This is a genomic window from Bradyrhizobium sp. HKCCYLRH2015 (assembly GCF_051168215.1).
Classification (GTDB): domain Bacteria; phylum Pseudomonadota; class Alphaproteobacteria; order Rhizobiales; family Xanthobacteraceae; genus Bradyrhizobium.
This window is the reverse complement of record NZ_JBNPUO010000015.1, coordinates 13067-29253: the sequence shown is the minus strand read 5'-3', so window position 1 is coordinate 29253 and position 16187 is coordinate 13067. Positions and strand designations below refer to the sequence as shown.

The following is a 16187-nucleotide window of genomic DNA, read 5'->3' as shown; positions in this document are numbered from 1 at the left end:
GCTCATGCCGTCTCCGGCTGCGCGACGCTGACGGCGCCGAACACGCTCTCGAACGCCTGTCGGAACGCGACGTCGACATCGGCGAGCGTCACCGGCAGGCCGAGATCGACCAGGCTGGTGACGCCGTAGCGCGGATCGGTCACGCCGCAGGGCACGATAGCCTGGAAGTGCGACAGGTCCGGCTCGACATTGATGGCGATGCCGTGGAAGGTCACCCAGCGCTTCAGCCGCACGCCGATGGCGGCGATCTTGTCCTCGTGGCCCTCGCCCTTGTCGGGCCGCTTGACCCAGACGCCGACGCGATCCTCGCGCCGCTCGCCGCGCACGTTGAAGGCGTCGAGGGTGCGGATGATGGTCTCCTCGAGCGCGGCGACATAGGCGCGCACGTCGGGGCGCCGCCGCTTGAGGTCGAGCATGACATAGGCCACGCGCTGGCCGGGGCCATGATAGGTGACCTGGCCGCCGCGGCCGGTCGGCACCAGCGGAAAGCGCGGATCGCGCAGGTCTTCGGCCTTGCCCGACGTGCCGGCGGTGTAGACCGGCGGATGCTCCAGCAGCCAGACCATCTCCGCGGCCTCATGGGCGGCGATCGCGGCCGCCCGCGCCTCCATGAATTCGGTCGCCCGGGCGTAGTCGACCGGCGAATCGGAGATGCGCCAATCCACGGCGTTGCCGGGAGGGCCCGCAAAGGTGGTCAGGTCGAGTGTTTCGCGGCTGTTAACCATTGGCTAACCACAACATGGTGATGTCTGGGCAATCAAAATCCAGTCGTGACTTCGGTGGTCCTGCAGTGTCAACCCTCGATAAAGTGACAGTCGACCTGATGGTCGTTCTCGGCACCTGCTCCATGCCCATCCACCAGGTTCTGCGCCTGTCCCGCGGCGCCATTATCGAGCTGGATGCCACCGAGGCCGACGACGTCAAGGTGCTCGCCAACAATCTGCCGATCGCAAATGGGGTGGTGCTGGTCGACCGCAACCGCATCGCGGTCGAGGTCAAGCAGATGCTGCCGCGCTCGCCGACGCCGACGTCGCGATAGCGCGCCACGGCCCACGCCAAAACCGTCCACAATCCGGTATTTTAGGGCAGGGCGGGCCTTGTCCCCCTGACATCGATTTGATACACGGGCGCCACTGATCCGGTGCCGCCCTTCCTCTGGCTCCGGCTTCTTCTTCGCGCTCGTGGCGGAATTGGTAGACGCGCTGCCTTGAGGTGGCAGTGGGTAACACCGTGGGGGTTCGAGTCCCTCCGAGCGCACCATCTCTCTCTCCTCAAATTCAAATCTGTTTGCGGTTTGTTCCAGCCTCGCGCCTTTCGTTCGGGCGAGGGACTGCGGTCCCGCGGCGCGATGGCGTCCGAGTTCTGCCGGTCGTTCCGCCCTCGAGAATGAGAGGGCGCGGGGAATGCCGGGCGCTGGCCGCACCCATGGCCCGCCTGCGAAAAAAAGCAGGCGGCAGGAACCACAGGTTCAGCCGAGACATCCCGGCATTCCCCGCGCGATGGTTTTCACGCTTATGTCGCGATCTCCCCGGTGTCCGGCTTTTTAGCCACCGTCGCCCTCGGGATCATCGCCCGACGACTTGGCGCCAGCATCGGGGCGCCAGGACCACGCGTCTTCACGTCCGCAAGCCTGCCGTTCGTCGGCGAGCCCGTAAGCCCGCTGCAGCACGCCTGCGGCCACCGCATCCCCAGACCCCACGTCTCGTGACGATCGCGAAGCGCCCCTCTCGGCGGGTCCAAGATGGCGATACATAAACATGATTTCTGAAAAAAAGCAACAGAGTTAATTTATTCAGAAGTTGTGGACAGGGCCAAATCAGCTTGATTCCGTCTGATGGAACCCGTCGCGCCGGGCGCCCCGACTCCGCCGCAGTGACGTTGCTAGGGTAAGTGACCCCGCAGCGACGCGTGCCCAGCGTTGGCGCCAGTCGGGGCGGGCCGGGGCACGGCCCGTGAAAGATCGTGCATGACGCCGTCCTTGTCGGCGCCACTATCCACGTCTGACGGAGCTCGGCCGTCAAATCAGCAGGCCTGAGTTCGTGCAGCTCAGGTCTGGGCCGGCCTGGTCGCTGCCGCGGCTTCCCAGCCGGGCTCGACCGGGACCATGTACCAGGTCGTCAGCACGACTTTTGAAAACAGCCAACGGCCGTTCTCCCTGACATATTCGTCATCGAAGCGGCCGCCGACCATGAGGCTCTTGCCGTTGAGAACAGGGCGTCCGTCGAGATGGCTGTAACCTCTTCCGCGATCGCCGTCGACTTCGACGACATGTGCGTGAATGAACTGGCGCGCCCATTTGATCGGGAAGTTGAGGAAGAAGTCGCGGATCGCCTCGCGGCCAGTCACCGACGGCCGACCGCCATAGGAGACGGTGGCGTTCTCCGCAAAGAGATCGGCCAGTTCGGCGACGCGCTCCTGGTTGACGTATTCGTGGTACGTGCAGCGCAGTGTCCGGATCGCCTCGCGATCGTCATGCTCGGCAACGCGTTTCTCGAGCGCCTCGATCCTGGCTCTGAGGTCGGCGGTCTCGTTTGAATTGCTCATGGTTCATCCGTCGACGCAAGGAGGCCGTCTGGCTGGTGGTGATGTTGATCACCGATGATGTTGCGGAGCCGCTCCTCGACCCGGAGCCGCACCGAGGGATGCGGAAGGATGTAGAATTCGTCGTCGTGGATGGCCTGGATCGTCATGCTGGCCACATCGGCGGCGCTGACCTCGGATGCCTCCATTCCCGCTCTGACGCGCTGATCAAAGGGGGCGCTGTCCGGATTGGTCGCGGCCAGATGGACCGGCCGATGTCGGCTGGAATCGACAATGGCCGTCCTGACCAGCGAGGGGCACAGCACGTTGACCTTGAGATCAGATCCGGCAAGCTGAAGGTCCTTCGCAAGGCACTCGGACAGGGCGACGACCGCGTGCTTGCTGGCGCAGTAGACGCCGGAGCCCGCAACGGTGCTCAAGCCCGCGGCCGAGGCCGTGTTGACGATGTGTCCCTCGTCGCCCGCAGCCATCATGCGCGGCACGAAGCTGTGAATGCCGTTGGCAACGCCGAGGAGATTCACTCCAAGCACCCATGTCCAGTCCTCGGGGGTGGCCGACCAGACCGGGCCAAGCGCTGCGACGCCGGCATTGTTGAAGAGCAGGTGAACGTTGCCGAACTCTTCAAAGGCAAGGTCGGCGAGGCGTTGAACCGCTTCGACGCTGGACACGTCGCACTGCGCCGTGTGCACGGCAATCCCGCCCGGCATCGGGTCTTTCGTGGCTGATAGTCCGTCGCGATCGACGTCGGCGAGAACGAGCTTCATTCCTTGCGCAGCGCAGGCAGCGGCCAGCTCGCGCCCGATGCCGCTGGCAGCTCCCGTGATCACCGCGACCTTGCCTTCGAGGTGCTTCATGCCGCGCTGATTCCGCCGTCCACGGTGAACACCGATCCGGTGATATAGCTCGCGGCCGGCGATGCCAGCAGCAGGCTGACGCCGGCAATCTCGTCGGGGATCCCAAGCCGGTTCATCGGCACCATGGCGTGGAGCGGCGCTGTCGCGGCCTCGTCCAGCAGGCGGCCTCCGCCGAGCCCCGTCCGGAAGAAGCCGGGCGCGATGGCATTGACCTGGACGTCGAACGTGGCGAGCTCGAGCGCGGCCTGCCTGACCAGGTTCACCACCGCGGCCTTGGCGGCCGCATACGCATAGGCGGTCGCTGCCGAGCCTCTTAATCCTCCGACCGACGCCGTGACCACGATCCGACCGCCGCGCTGCGCCTTCATGTGACGGGCCGCAGCCTGGATGGTCGCGAACGCGCCGGTCTGGTTGATGGCAATAACGTCATTCCAGGCTGCGAAATCGACGTTCTCGATGTGGCCCTGCGGCAATCGAATTCCGGCTCCCCCGCTGATGCCGGCGTTCGCGAACATGACGTCGAGCCGGCCCTTGCGCGCGATGACGTCATCGACCGTCCGCCGGATGGCGTCTGGATCTGCGACATCGACCGTCGCGATCTCTGCCCCCGGGATGATCTCCTCGCCGATCCGCCTCAGTTCGGTCTCGTTCCTGTCAACCAGGATCAAATCGGCACCGTTGGCTGCCATGGTCCGGGAAATGGCCAGGCCAAGTCCGCTCGCCGCGCCGGTCACGATGGTGACCAAGCCCTCGACTGCGAAGAGGCGTTCGGCCGTCAGCAACATCGGGTCTCCTCGTTTCGACATGGTTGCCCGTTGCGCCTCCGGCCGTGCCGCGTCGTGACGCCGCCAAGAGACAAGCACAGATCATGGCCGAGACTGTCGCAATCGCGACAATCGATGCACAAAATCACCTTAGCTTAAGCCGGCGAGGGCGCCGGGACGCAGGCCGCCGCGTGCAAGAAAATCAACTTCGCGGTGTAACGACGGTCAGCATGACAACCGAGGCAACCAATGTTCTGGCGTCCATCCCAGGCGCCGAGGTCTCGACGTCCGCACGATCCCGCTCATGCCATTCACCGAGTAAAGCGATCCGGCGCTTTCTGAGGAACACAAGAGTGAGGATGTGAGCCGATGATCATCGTTGTGGGGTCTGTGGACGGGCTTAGCGAAAGCTTTGATCGTCTGATGAAGGTCAGCCTGGAGCATGTGCGTCGTTCGCGTATGGAAGACGGCTGCGTGGAGCACACCGTGCAGGTCGATTGTGAAAACTCGCTCCGTCTGCGCTTCTTCGAGCGCTGGCGTGACGCCATCGCGCTCGAGGCGCATTTCGCCCGACCCGGGTCACGGGCGTTCGTGCAGGAGGTCGCCAAGCTGTGCGCGAGACCGCCCGTCATGACCATCTATGAGGCCGAGGAAAAATCGTTCTAGCGCTGGCGGGCCGCCGGTGTGACGCGCCTCATTTTACCCCATCCGGCGACTCGCGCTGGGGTGGGCCTACACCGCTGGGAGCCCGGCCACCTCGATTGATCTCCGCTACACTGATATGGGATGACAGATGTCGCGACAGCGACCATCCCGTCTTCATGTGTGGCGACGAATGAACAAAGCGGTCCTCAAGGCTGTTCTGCGCAGGAACAAGTGGTTTGCTGGCCTTTCTCCGTCATTGGCGGACAACATTCTTCGTCTGGGTCGCGTTCGAAACGCGGACAACTCCCTGATCTATTCCGCGAGCGACTCCCGCGACGGATTGATTGCCCTGGTGTCGGGGCAGGTGCGCTTGACCAGCTTTTCGCTGTCCGGCAATCCCTCCTTCCTGCTGATCTCTTCGCCTGGGTCGTGGATCGGCGTCACCTCGGCCCTCGACGGGCGCCCATATGGTTATGACGCATTCGCCATTGGCAAGGCGGTGCTGTTTCACGTGAGCCAGGAGCGGTTCGAGGCGCTCATCAACGAGAGCAACGAGTATTATTCTGCGTTTGTTCGAATGGTCTGCGATCACCTGCGCGTGTCGATGCAGAACCTGATCATTCTCCGCAATCGGCGTCCACTTCACCGGCTTGCGCAGGAATTGCAGAGGCTCGCAGAGCGTCACGGGCGACAGACCAAGAAAGGGTTGGTCATCGATTTGCGATTGTCGCAGGAGGATCTTGCGGTGATGATTGGGGTCGGCCGGCAGACGATCAATCGTCTGCTCAAGAGTCTCGAGCAGGATGGGATTGCGACGGCAAAGTACGCGTCGGTCACGATTCACGACCTGGAGGCGATCGAACGCCTCAGCTCGAGCGACCCCGTGGAGAGCTAGACGTCACCAGGCCAAGGCAAGCTTTGCGCTCGGGTTTCCCTGTCTGGCACCGAGCCCCGCGTATTCCAGCGGCGGCCGCGCCTGAACTAAAAGATGCCGCTCTTCGGTCCGGTTTGTTCAAGGCGTCATATCGAGAGAGGGCTTCCCTCGGTGTGGCGACCGCGAGGACGCCAAGCTTCCACGAGATCGCGCAGTGGAAGCACGATAACGATCCTTCCGCTCGCAGCTCACGGAATTCCGGTAAGTCGCTGAAAGGGAGGGATAATCGGCCTTCAACCCTGATCCCCGCCGCCTACTACCTTCCGCCTATGAGAGCCGGGCCGCGCTGATGCTGTAATCGCCCCGGTGCTTGCACCGCGACTGCTCATCTGGGGCCTCGCGCGCACGCGTCATACGAACACAACAAAGACATAGGCGGAGGGAACTGATGAATTTCACGAGCAGGAGATTCTTGGCTGGCATCTCGACGGTTGCCTTCCTTGTCGCCGGCACGTTGGGCGTCCGCGCCAACGACTCGGCGCTGAAGGCCGCTAGCGAGCCCGGCGCCTGGGCGATGGCCGGACATGACTACGGCAACACCCGGTTCAGCCCGCTCAAGGAGATCAACACCGAGAACGCCGGTAAGCTGTCGCTGGTCTATTCGTTCTCGCTGGCCTCGCTACGCTCGAACGAGGCCTCGCCGATCGTGATCGGCAACACGCTCTACGTCTCGACGTCGTGGGGTCCGAAATACGTCTACGCGCTGGATGCCGCGACCGGCGCGCGCAAATGGACCTATGAGCCGGATATTCCGGACGATACGCTGCAATATGCCTGCTGCGACGTGAACAGCCGCGGCATCTCCTATGCCGACGGCAAGCTGTTCGTCGGCCGGCTCGACGGCAAGCTGACCGCGCTCGATGCCGCCACCGGCAAGGAGCTTTGGACCACGAAGGTGGTCGACTACAAGCAGGGCTCGGTGATCACCTCGCCGCCGCTGGTCGTGCGCGACAAGGTCATCACCGGCTTCGGCGGCGGCGAGTACGGCGTGCGCGGCTCGTTGCAGGCCTACGACATCAACTCCGGCAAGATGGTCTGGCAGACCTACACCGTGCCTGCGCCCGGCGAGCCTGGCAGCGAGACCTGGAAGGGCGACACCGGCTTGCATGGCGGCGGCGCAGCCTGGCTGGTCGGCTCCTACGATCCGAAGAGCGACACGGTCTATTGGGGCACCAGCAACCCCGGTCCCTGGAACACCGCCGTGCGCTCGACCGGCAATGGCGATTTCGGCAAGCTGACCAATCTGTATACGGCGTCCACGCTGGCGCTCGATCCGAACACCGGCAAAATCAAGTGGCACATCCAGACCACGCCTGCCGATGCCTGGGACTATGACGGCGTCAACGAAGCCATCCTCGCCGATCTCAAGGTCGGCGGCGCAGCCGTTCCGACCTTGATGAAGGCCGATCGCAACGGCTTCTTCTTCGTGGCCAATCGAGAGACCGGCAAGGTGATCTCGGCCGAAAAGTACGTCTTCGCCAACTGGGCGCAGAAATGGGACATTTCGACCCTGCGCGCGGTCGAGGACCCGGATAAGCGGCCGGGCCCTGGACATCCCGTCAAGGACGTCTGCCCGAACCTGATCGGCGGCAAGAACTGGCAGCCGATGTCGTACAATCCGGACACCGGCCTGGTCTACATCCCGACCAACAATGTCTGCATGGACTGGGCGGTCAGCGACGTCTCGTACAAGCGCGGCGTGTTCTATCTCGGTGCGGAATTCCCGACCAAGGAAGGCCCCGGCGGATTCCTCGGTGAGCTCATCGCCTGGGATCCCGTGAACAACAAGAAAGTCTGGTCGATCCAGGAAGACCTTCCGTTCAACGGCGGTACGCTCAGCACCGCCGGCGGTCTGGTCTTTTCCGGTAATCTGCACGGCGATTTCCGCGCCATCGACGCCAAGACCGGCAAGATCCTGTGGAAGAAGAATCTCGGCTCCGGCATCGGGGCCGGTCCGGTGACCTATTCGGTCGACGGCAAGCAATACGTCGCCGTCGTCGTTGGTCGCACCGCCTCGATCCCGGCGTTCCTGGGCGAGATCGGCAAGAAGATGACAAACGCGGCTCCCGAGGGCGGCGCCCTGTTCGTGTTCGCTGTCCAATAGCCGCAGAGTTCACGACGGCCACGCGTGTCCCCGGCCGCGGGGACACGCGCAGCGTTCGGCCAATCCGCATCAAGCGGACGAAGGAAGGCGGCCCGCTCGCGAGACCGAGCCGTACCATATAAACAGATAAACAAGATCTGAGGGATCGAGGATGCGCCTGAATCGTCGTCAGACTGGCTCGAATGGGCGGGCCGCCGCCGTACTGGCAGCACGCGCGACGGCTCTCGTCGCCTTGATGGCCGCCACCCCGCTGGCCTCGTCGGCTGCGGGTCTGGCCAACGAGGCGGAGCCGCTGCGGCTTTGTGCCGATCCGACCAATCTTCCGTTCTCGAGCAACAATCCAACGCAGCCGGGATTCTATCTCGAGGTCGGTCAGGCGCTGTCACAGCAACTCGGCCGCCCCGTGGCCTATGACTGGTACAAATCCTATTTCGGCAAGCGAACCGTGCGCGTGACGCTGCTGGGCAAGCAGTGCGACGCGATGATCGGCCTGCCGCTGTCAGCGGACTTCATGGGACCGGCCGTGATCTTCTCGAAGAAGATCGCGACCGAAACCTACGCACTCGTCAGCCGCGGGACGCTCATCGTCCATAGCATCGACGATCTCCGAGGCAAGCGTGTCGCCGTGCAATACCAGACCACGCCGCAAAACCTGCTGGCCCAGCGCGACGACATCAAGAAGGTGACGGTGCTGACGCCGGACGAGGGCCTTGCGGCGCTGGCCCAGGGCAGGGCCGACGTCGCCTTCGTCTGGGGGCCGGTTGCAGGCTGGTTGAACAAGACGATCTACCAGAGCGGCTTCCGGATCCAGCCGGTCGAGGGCGACGGGCTCTCCTGGGATGCCGCGATCGGCCTTGCCAAGAGCTCCGGCCAACTGCGCGATCAGATCGACGCCGCATTGCCGCAGCTCGCGCCGCGGATCGCCGAGCTCGCGGTCAAATACGGGCTGCCGAGCGAGCCGTCGATCAGGCTCGGCGCCGTGCCGCGCCCGATCAAGCTGGCGTCGACAACTGACCCCGCTCCGCTTCTCCGCCAGCCGGTCGCCGAGGCCGTCGTGACCAGCGTTTCGGACTCGACTGCGAGCGAGTCGAAGACCGAGGCGGTGACGCTAGGCAAAGAGATATTCAATGGCACCTGCGCCCACTGTCACGGACCCGACGCCGTGCAGGCAGAACGCCGGATCGACCTGCGACGGCTGCAGACCCGCTACGGTGAGGACATGCGCGACAAATTTTGGACCACCGTGCATGAAGGTCGTCCCTCCAAGGGCATGCCCGCCTGGAAGGAGGTCTTTACCGACGACCAGTTCGAGAGCATCTATACATTCCTGCTGACCGTGCAGTCGTCAGAGACGGCAAATTGAGGGAGCGACACCGGTCGACACGATCTGCCGGATCACCCGGCACGTGCTGGCAGCGAGTGAAGGTCGGACATGACGCGTTTTCTGATCATCGACGATCATCCCCTGTTTCGCGAAGCTCTCGGTAATGCGGTGCTTCTGGCGCATCCTGACGCCGAGATCTTCGAGGCGCTGTCGATTGCCGATGCCCTCAGCACCCTTGCGCTCGAACCCGACATCGACCTGGCGCTGCTCGATCTGACGCTGCCCGATGCCATGGGCTTCTCGGGATTCCAGCGGCTTCGCGCCGCCCATCCGCGGCTTCCGGTCGCGATCGTCTCGAGTGACGAGGACCAGAACGTGGTGCGCGAGGCGCTTTCGCTCGGCGCGGCCGGCTATCTGCCGAAGTCGACCTCGAAGCGCGAGCTGACGTCCGCGATCGAGCGCGTGCTCAGCGGCTCGATCTCGGTCCCGAAAGACTTCGTGCCCGCGGTCGAGCGCCACGGGAAGGGCTCATCTCGCGCGCTGCAGGCGCGTCTCGAGGAGCTGACGCCGCAACAGCTTCGCGTCCTCGACCTGATCAGGCGTGGCTATCAGAACCGGGAAATCGCCGGCGAGCTTCAGCTTGCGGAGTCGACCGTCAAGGCGCACATCACCGAGATCCTGAGAAAACTCCGCCTGTTCAGCCGCAACAAGGCCATCATCGAGATCGGCAAGATCGCGCTGAACGCGCCGGCCGACCGTCAGGGATCGCGCACCGCTTCGGGCAGAAAACACCTGTAGCGGAATTGTTGCGCCGCAAGACTTCACGGCCACCGCAGGCGTGGCGACGTCGATGGCGTCTTGGTCGTTGATTGATGCCAGCCAACGCGATATCGCTGATGCTCCGGTTCTGACGTTCCTTCGAAGACGCGGCGCGCACGCTGGTTGAATGTCGGATCCGCGACACTGAATAAGCCGGACCTTCGATCTGGCCGGGGAGGGGACAGGCACGTGGCTCGATTGCTCATCGTCGAGGACCATCCGCTGTTTCGCGAGGCGCTGGAGAGCGCGATCCGCGCCGCTCTGGCTGACGCCGAGATGCGCGAGGCGACGTCCGTCGACGTGGCCGTTGGGCTTCTTTCATCTCCGCCGAGATTCGACCTGATCCTGCTCGACCTCTCGACGCCCGGAACGACCGGACTCTCCGGCGTCATCCGCATCCGCAAGACCGCGCCGCGCACGCCGATCCTGGTCGTTTCCGCGCATCGGGACCCGGACCTCGTCGCCCACGTGCTCGCGCTGGGTGTCTCCGGCTACATCTCGAAATCGACTTCGAAGCAGCAGCTTGCCGAGGCAATCAACGCCGTGCTGCGCGGCGAGGTCCATGTTGAAGGCGGCTCCCTCTGCGCCGGCGCGCGCCGTGGCCGGCTTCCTGCTCAGGACCTCCTGAAGCGTCTTCACGAGCTGACGCCGCAGCAGCTGCGCGTGCTCGACCTTATCCGCCGTGGACTGCAGAACAAGCAGATCGCCTATGAGCTCGGGATCTGCGAGACGACAGTGAAGGTCCACGTCTCGGAGATCCTGCGCAAGCTTCGCGTCATGAGCAGGACCAAGGCCATCATCGAGATGGAAAAGATCGACTTCGTGAACCTCATCAGCGAGCCGCGCACGCCAGCTCGGGCAAACGGCGCTGAAGCGCTCATGACAGCAAGAACGACAACAGCGCGCGAAGCTCCGCAGGCCTGACCGGCTTGGTCAAGATCTCGAGCCCGTATTGGCTTGCTTCCCTGGCTGCGTCTTCGGAATAGTCGGCGGTCACGATCATGGCCGCAACATCTCGGCCAAGGAATTGCCTGATGTCCCGGATGGCGGCAAGCCCGCTCTCGTCGCCATCCAGGTGCAGATCCGCGATGATCGTCTCAGGGACTGCGCCGAGCGCACTCAAACGCTGCAAGGCGTCATTCAACGACGCTGTAGCTACGACGTCGCAGCCCCATTTTTCCAGCAGACTGACCATGGCCTCGGCGGTGGCCAGGTCGTTTTCGATCAGCAGGATCTTGGCGCCTTCGAGCCCGCCATAGTCGTGGTCGACGTGATCCGCGGGATGTGGATCCGGCAGTACGGCTGCCGGGTCTGCGCGGTCGAGCTCGAGCTTGAATGTGGACCCATGTCCAACCCGCGAAGCCAGCCCGACCTCATGGTCCAATGCCTTGGCGAAGCGACGAACGATCGACAGGCCCAGCCCAAAACCGGCCTGATCCTCGGCGCTCGGCCGACCGCGCTGGAATTCGAGAAAGATCGCCTCCTGCTGCGGCCCGGGAATGCCCGGGCCGGTGTCGTAAACCTCGATCCGAACCCGGTCTGCACCCGGTCCTCGCCGACATCCCATGACGACGCCGCCCTGCCGTGTGTAGCGCAGGGAGTTGGCGAGGAGATTCTGCAAGATGCGCCGCAGCATCATGGCATCCGAGACCACCGCCACAGAGCAGGGACAGATGTGCAAGGACAACCCGCGCTTGGCCGCGATCGGGGCGAATTCGCGTTCGAGCGGCTCGAACAGGGTCGAGAGCAGAACGGGCCTGACATCGGGGCGCAGGGCTCCGGCATCGAGCTTGGCAATCTCCAGCAGGGATCGCAGCAGATCCTCGAGCATGGCCAGCGAATGGTCGACCTGGCCCACCATGGCCGTTCCGCGATCGGACGAGACCTCGTCCGCCAAGGTCGAGAGCGTGAGCCGCGCGGCGTTGAGCGGCTGAAGCAGATCATGCGTGACGGAGATGAGAACCGAGGATTTCAGGGAGCTCGCCGCTTCAGCCTGCTGCTTGGCCCGAAACAGGTCCTTGTTGGCGGTTTCGATCGAACGCAGCGCATCACGCAGCTGGCGCGTTCGCTCGCGCACCTGCTGATCGAGCGCAATCGCCGTTTCGAACAGTGAGAACGCGTTGAACTGCTGGTCCATCGAGCGTTCGACCCGGGACATCAGCGCGGCGTTGATCTTCCTGAGCTTGGCCGCTTCGCGCTGCAGGTCTTCCGGAGACGCCGCGGCGGTCATTGCTGCGTCGCTCCACGTTTGCCGATCGCGACCCCGGTCAGCGTCTGATTGACATGCATTGAACCGTACTGCTCGCCATAGGTATGGAATCCGACGATCCGGTTGTCGCGATAGAGCTCGGACATTTCCCGCGCAAACTGATGCTGCTCCGCGTCAAGACGCCTGAGGATGCACTCGAAACCGATGAAGATCGAGACCTCGCCGATCTCGTCGCGGACCTCGGCCAGCATCTCGCGGGCGGCCGCCACGGAATTGCGTGACCTCGCCGCCGTCAGCACCATGCCTTCGTCGATCGCGCAGAAGAACCGGAGTGAGCCGTCAGGGCTGACGCGCTGAATCGAGCGCGCGAAATAGGAGCCGCCGACTCGCACCAGGACCGGATGGGCTGCAAACAGGAACGGGTCGAGCTCGGAATCGGCGATTCCGATCGCGCGGCAATATTCCTCCGCCGCCGGCTCGGCATTGAGCTGCTTGACGATGCGCTGCTCGAGATCGGCCTCCGTCACCACCATCTTGGTCGAGGTCGGCTCGAAATTGTCGCATTTGAACAGCCGGAACGGCAATGACGTCCTGATCAGGATCAGCACAGCCATGTCCGTGTGGGCCTTGCCGTCGTGAAAGACCCAGGTGCGCTCGAACCGCAGACCATCACCGGCCGACCCGCCAACCAGGGGAATATTGTCGAGCGAGGCGTAGATCGCCGACATGATCGCCTCTTCGCGCTGGCACATGCCGTCGATCAGGACGAGCCCGAACACGCCGTCGTCGTCGCGGCCGCCGTGCCGCGACAGGTCCTGCCTCAGCTGGTTGCCGAGGCGACGTCCTTCATCGACGCGAAAGCCCGACAACCCGAAGATGGGCTGTGCGAATACCGTGAAATCCTCGGCGGCAAATCCGAGAGCGACGACACTGTTGTCGTCCCAGCCATCGGGCGACAGCTCTCCAGCCGTCGTACAGCCGTATACGGGGATGTCCGCAAGACGGGTCGTCACCTCCACCATGAACTCGTTTGGATCGTAGTGGGGCGACAGGAAGATCAGCACCATCGCCAACCCTTCGGCCGGCAACTGGCTGCAGATGTCGGCCGCCGCAGCGGCCTCCGTTGCAGCCTTGGACTTTGCAGCAGTCACGCCAGACGGACGCGGGGGCCGAGGATCGGCGTCTCCCATCGGGCACCTCCCGGAACGACACTTTGGGTTGTTGGTGATCGTTCGTTTTTTTAGAAGATTAGGCCAATTGAGCAGCAACGGCAACTGCGCGGCTTGATCCAGAACAAGGACTTGGGCCGGGCTGTCGTCCGATCATCTGCCCGGATCTGCTCACCGCGCCTGGCCGGGGGGCTGGCCCGCGCCCGCTCCGGATCGAAAAGGGAAAGATCTCGCATGCTCCGCCGCATCGTTCTTGTCGCCGTTCTCGTCAGCCTGGCACCGAGCGCCCGCGCGCTCGACGGCAATCCGGTCGCCGGGAAAAGCATCTTCCAGCGCATCTGCCATAACTGCCACTCTGCCGAGATCGGCGTCAACAAGGTCGGCCCGAGCCTCTGGAACATCGTTGGGCGCCAGCCAGCGGCCGTGCCGGACTACGCCTATTCGGAGAGCATGAAAAAGAACAACGCGCCTTGGACCGCAGCGGCACTGGATGCCTATATCGCCGATCCTCGCGGGGACGTTCACGGGGTCAAGATGTATTTCAAAGGATTGGCGGACGCGAAGGAGCGGGCCGACGTCGTCGCCTATCTCTCGACACTGAGATAGCGCGGCCGGGGAAGCTTGCGATTTTGCCGACGCTGCTGACCCGCGCTGTTCGAAAGGAGCCTCTCACCGACTACGGCTGGCGTCGTTGGCGCGCCGGCCCAGGCATCTTGCCATGGTGATTTCCTGCTCCACTGGCTTCGTGCCGTATGCCGCTGCGGTCGCTTTGCGGGCACCAGTCATGTCACGATGAGCTTGGATCACCCTTCTTTCGAAGTGCGAGCTTCAGGGCGGCGCCCCCCATTCGCGAATCCTCGATCCACAGTCGGCCATCATAGAGGCTGGTCAGGTCGCGGGCGATCGCCAGACCGAGCCCAGTGCCCGGCTTCGCGTCGTCAAGTCTCGTGCCCACGTCGAACACGCGCATTCGATGTTCGACTGGAATGCCGGGCCCGTCGTCCTCGACCGTGATCAAGACGGTGCTGTCGAGATCCTCGATCGAAACCACGACGAGGTCATGTGCCCATTTTGCCGCGTTGTCGAGCAGGTTGCCGATGAGTTCGGTCAGATCGTTCGTATCGCAGGCAACGACGACGTCGGCCGCTCCTTCGACTTCGAAACGCCGGTCGTGCCCGGGGCTGAATCGCGAGTAGGTATTGATGACGCTCCTCAAGACGTCTGCGACGACCGCAAACGCACCTGCATTCGCGATCGTGGAGGCCTTTGCGCGCGCCGTCTGGTAGTCGATGAGCAGCGCCATGCGCGAGCACTGCTCCGACAGGATCTGCGCGTGGCTCTCCTGACCGGACGCTTTCAGCCGTGCGGCCTCCTCGTCGAGGATTGCCAGAGGCGTCTTCAGCGCGTGCGCAAAGCTTCCTGCGAGCACGCGAGCGCGATCGACCATGCTGAGGTTTGCCGTGATCATCCCGTTCAATTCGGTGACGAGCGGCATGATTTCCTCCGGCAGGTCCTCGGGCAGGCGTGTGGTCTTGCCGCTGCGCACGTCCACGATGGCGCGACTCATCCGCTGCAGCGGCCGCAGGCCGTAGGCGACCTGAGCGTAGGCGGTGCCAACCATGGCGAGGGCCAGCAGACCCAGCGTCGCCATCAGTGTCAGATTGAGGTGCTCCATCTCGTTACTAATCAGTCGCTCGTCGGCGCCGATTCGGATTTCGACGGGTTGCCCGAGACGAGACGGCTCGCTGATGTTTCGGACCATCCGCATCGGCCCGGTCGGTCCTTCCACATTCGCCAGCGCCGTGGAGGGAGGCAGTGAGCCCTCGCGGGCCTGGTCGGGCGTGACTGAAAGAGAGAGGTCATCCTGTAGCGAGGGCGAACGCACGGTCTCGCCGTTCTGCAGGATGACCTGCCAATACATTCCGGATCTGGCCGGAGAGAAACGCGGATCGCTCAGATTGCGGGCGATGAACAGCCGCTGCGCTGCGTCGAGTTCCACGAGATCGGCGAGCTCGCGGGCGTGATCCAGCAGGTCGTGATCGAAGTGGGCCTCGACGACACGGCGAATGACGATCGAGAGCCCGAGCCCGCTGGCGAACAAGACGATTGAAATCCAGATCGCGGCGACCGCGATCATCCGGGCTCGGAAGTTGCGGCTGAACATTGCTCTATCCGAAGCGATATCCCATGCCTCTGACGGTGCGAATGCAGTCACGCCCCAGCTTTCTCCTGAGCCGGGCAATGTAGACTTCGACCGTATTGGAGTCGCGATGGTCGCTGCTCGGATAGATGTGCTCCAGCAGCTCGGTCTGCGACACGATATGATCGGCGCGGCGCATGAGGAACTCGAGGACGCGCAACTCGAGTGCAGTCAGGTCGACGATCTCCCCGTCCTTCTTGACCAGGCCGGCCGCCGCGTTGAATTCGATCTGCCGGAGGCGGAGCACGGCCTCCGGTCTGCTCGAAACCCGACGGAGCAGCGATTTGACCCGCGCGACGAGCTCCTGTGCCTTGAAGGGCTTTTCGAGATAGTCGTCCGCGCCTGCGTTCAGGCCGTTGACACGCTCGACCCAGCCGCTGCGGGCGGACAGGATCAGCACCGGCAGCGTGTGGCCGGTATGACGCCAGCGTTGCAGCACGTCGAGGCCCGAAATGCACGGCAGGCCGAGGTCGAGGACCGCGGCATCATAGGGCTGGCTGTTGCCCAGCATCCAGCCCTGCCTGCCATCGGTGGCGAGATCCGCCTCGAAACCGGCGTCGGCCAGGCTTTCCCTGATGCGCTCCGCGTAGACGGGCTCGTCCTCTATGAGCAGAATCCGCATTG

16 protein-coding genes and 1 tRNA gene are annotated in these 16187 nt (G+C 63.8%); 9 read left to right on the top strand and 8 right to left on the bottom strand.

All coding sequences use genetic code 11. The features are described 5' to 3' along the window. Positions 1 to 2: 2 nt before the first annotated feature. Entirely contained in the window at positions 3 to 725 is a 723-nt protein-coding gene (gene lipB / locus ACQR1H_RS31680; protein WP_434838307.1) for a lipoyl(octanoyl) transferase LipB, read from the bottom strand. Positions 726 to 790: 65 nt separating this feature from the next. Here lipB and ACQR1H_RS31675 point away from each other — a divergent pair, with 65 nt between their 5' ends. Both ACQR1H_RS31675 and ACQR1H_RS31670 read left to right on the top strand, forming a co-directional pair. After that, positions 791 to 1039 (top strand): FliM/FliN family flagellar motor switch protein, encoded by a 249-nt coding sequence (locus tag ACQR1H_RS31675; protein WP_315717718.1) that lies wholly within the window; start codon positions 791 to 793, stop codon positions 1037 to 1039. A gap of 136 nt (positions 1040 to 1175) precedes the next feature. Then, positions 1176 to 1260: transfer RNA gene (locus ACQR1H_RS31670), tRNA-Leu, on the top strand. A gap of 786 nt (positions 1261 to 2046) precedes the next feature. Here the strand turns inward: ACQR1H_RS31670 and ACQR1H_RS31665 are convergent. From ACQR1H_RS31665 to ACQR1H_RS31655, 3 genes are read right to left on the bottom strand one after another with little or no spacing between them, the layout of a single operon-like run. Beyond that, positions 2047 to 2544, bottom strand: coding sequence for a nuclear transport factor 2 family protein (locus ACQR1H_RS31665; protein ID WP_434838306.1), 498 nt, complete (start codon positions 2542 to 2544; stop codon positions 2047 to 2049). Then, complete coding sequence (locus tag ACQR1H_RS31660; protein ID WP_434908716.1) at positions 2541 to 3395, bottom strand: SDR family NAD(P)-dependent oxidoreductase; 855 nt, start codon at positions 3393 to 3395, stop codon at positions 2541 to 2543. The genes ACQR1H_RS31665 and ACQR1H_RS31660 overlap by 4 nt, the downstream gene beginning before the upstream one ends. After that, positions 3392 to 4180 carry an SDR family NAD(P)-dependent oxidoreductase gene (locus ACQR1H_RS31655; RefSeq protein ID WP_315804938.1) on the bottom strand — a complete coding sequence of 263 codons (789 nt, stop codon included), beginning with the start codon at positions 4178 to 4180 and terminating at the stop codon, positions 3392 to 3394. Before ACQR1H_RS31655 ends, ACQR1H_RS31660 begins: the two co-directional genes overlap by 4 nt. Before the next feature lie 348 nt (positions 4181 to 4528). On the opposite strand from ACQR1H_RS31655, the gene ACQR1H_RS31650 reads away from it, so the two are divergent. The 6 genes from ACQR1H_RS31650 to ACQR1H_RS31625 all read left to right on the top strand — a co-directional run bounded on the left by ACQR1H_RS31650 (position 4529) and on the right by ACQR1H_RS31625 (position 10909). Further along, a complete protein-coding gene (locus tag ACQR1H_RS31650) occupies positions 4529 to 4825 on the top strand; it encodes a putative quinol monooxygenase (RefSeq protein ID WP_434894050.1) in 297 nt (98 codons plus the stop codon). A gap of 169 nt (positions 4826 to 4994) precedes the next feature. Then, positions 4995 to 5699: a Crp/Fnr family transcriptional regulator gene (locus ACQR1H_RS31645; RefSeq protein WP_434894051.1), complete on the top strand. Its 705-nt coding sequence runs from the start codon at positions 4995 to 4997 to the stop codon at positions 5697 to 5699. 451 nt (positions 5700 to 6150) lie between these two features. After that, positions 6151 to 7842, top strand: coding sequence for a PQQ-dependent methanol/ethanol family dehydrogenase (locus tag ACQR1H_RS31640; protein ID WP_434894052.1), 1692 nt, complete (start codon positions 6151 to 6153; stop codon positions 7840 to 7842). 151 nt (positions 7843 to 7993) lie between these two features. Further along, positions 7994 to 9205 carry a c-type cytochrome gene (locus ACQR1H_RS31635; protein WP_434908715.1) on the top strand — a complete coding sequence of 404 codons (1212 nt, stop codon included), beginning with the start codon at positions 7994 to 7996 and terminating at the stop codon, positions 9203 to 9205. 69 nt (positions 9206 to 9274) lie between these two features. Next, a complete protein-coding gene (locus ACQR1H_RS31630; protein ID WP_434908714.1) occupies positions 9275 to 9964 on the top strand; it encodes a response regulator in 690 nt (229 codons plus the stop codon). Between the two features lie 210 nt (positions 9965 to 10174). Then, on the top strand, positions 10175 to 10909 hold the full coding sequence (locus tag ACQR1H_RS31625; RefSeq protein WP_316182172.1) for a response regulator transcription factor: 735 nt from the start codon (positions 10175 to 10177) through the stop codon (positions 10907 to 10909). Here ACQR1H_RS31625 and ACQR1H_RS31620 read toward each other — a convergent pair. After that, positions 10863 to 12215: a hybrid sensor histidine kinase/response regulator gene (locus tag ACQR1H_RS31620; protein WP_434908713.1), complete on the bottom strand. Its 1353-nt coding sequence runs from the start codon at positions 12213 to 12215 to the stop codon at positions 10863 to 10865. The genes ACQR1H_RS31625 and ACQR1H_RS31620 overlap by 47 nt on opposite strands. Further along, positions 12212 to 13384, bottom strand: coding sequence for an FIST N-terminal domain-containing protein (locus ACQR1H_RS31615; protein WP_434908712.1), 1173 nt, complete (start codon positions 13382 to 13384; stop codon positions 12212 to 12214). Before ACQR1H_RS31615 ends, ACQR1H_RS31620 begins: the two co-directional genes overlap by 4 nt. A gap of 213 nt (positions 13385 to 13597) precedes the next feature. On the opposite strand from ACQR1H_RS31615, the gene ACQR1H_RS31610 reads away from it, so the two are divergent. After that, positions 13598 to 13969 (top strand): c-type cytochrome, encoded by a 372-nt coding sequence (locus ACQR1H_RS31610; RefSeq protein ID WP_434908711.1) that lies wholly within the window; start codon positions 13598 to 13600, stop codon positions 13967 to 13969. Between the two features lie 181 nt (positions 13970 to 14150). Here ACQR1H_RS31610 and ACQR1H_RS31605 read toward each other — a convergent pair whose 3' ends face one another. Both ACQR1H_RS31605 and ACQR1H_RS31600 read right to left on the bottom strand, forming a co-directional pair. Next, the gene (locus tag ACQR1H_RS31605) at positions 14151 to 15527 is read right to left on the bottom strand and encodes an ATP-binding protein (RefSeq protein ID WP_434908710.1); all 1377 of its coding nucleotides are present in this window, start codon (positions 15525 to 15527) and stop codon (positions 14151 to 14153) included. Between the two features lie 4 nt (positions 15528 to 15531). Continuing rightward, positions 15532 to 16185 carry a response regulator transcription factor gene (locus ACQR1H_RS31600; protein WP_315804948.1) on the bottom strand — a complete coding sequence of 218 codons (654 nt, stop codon included), beginning with the start codon at positions 16183 to 16185 and terminating at the stop codon, positions 15532 to 15534. Positions 16186 to 16187: the final 2 nt, after the last annotated feature.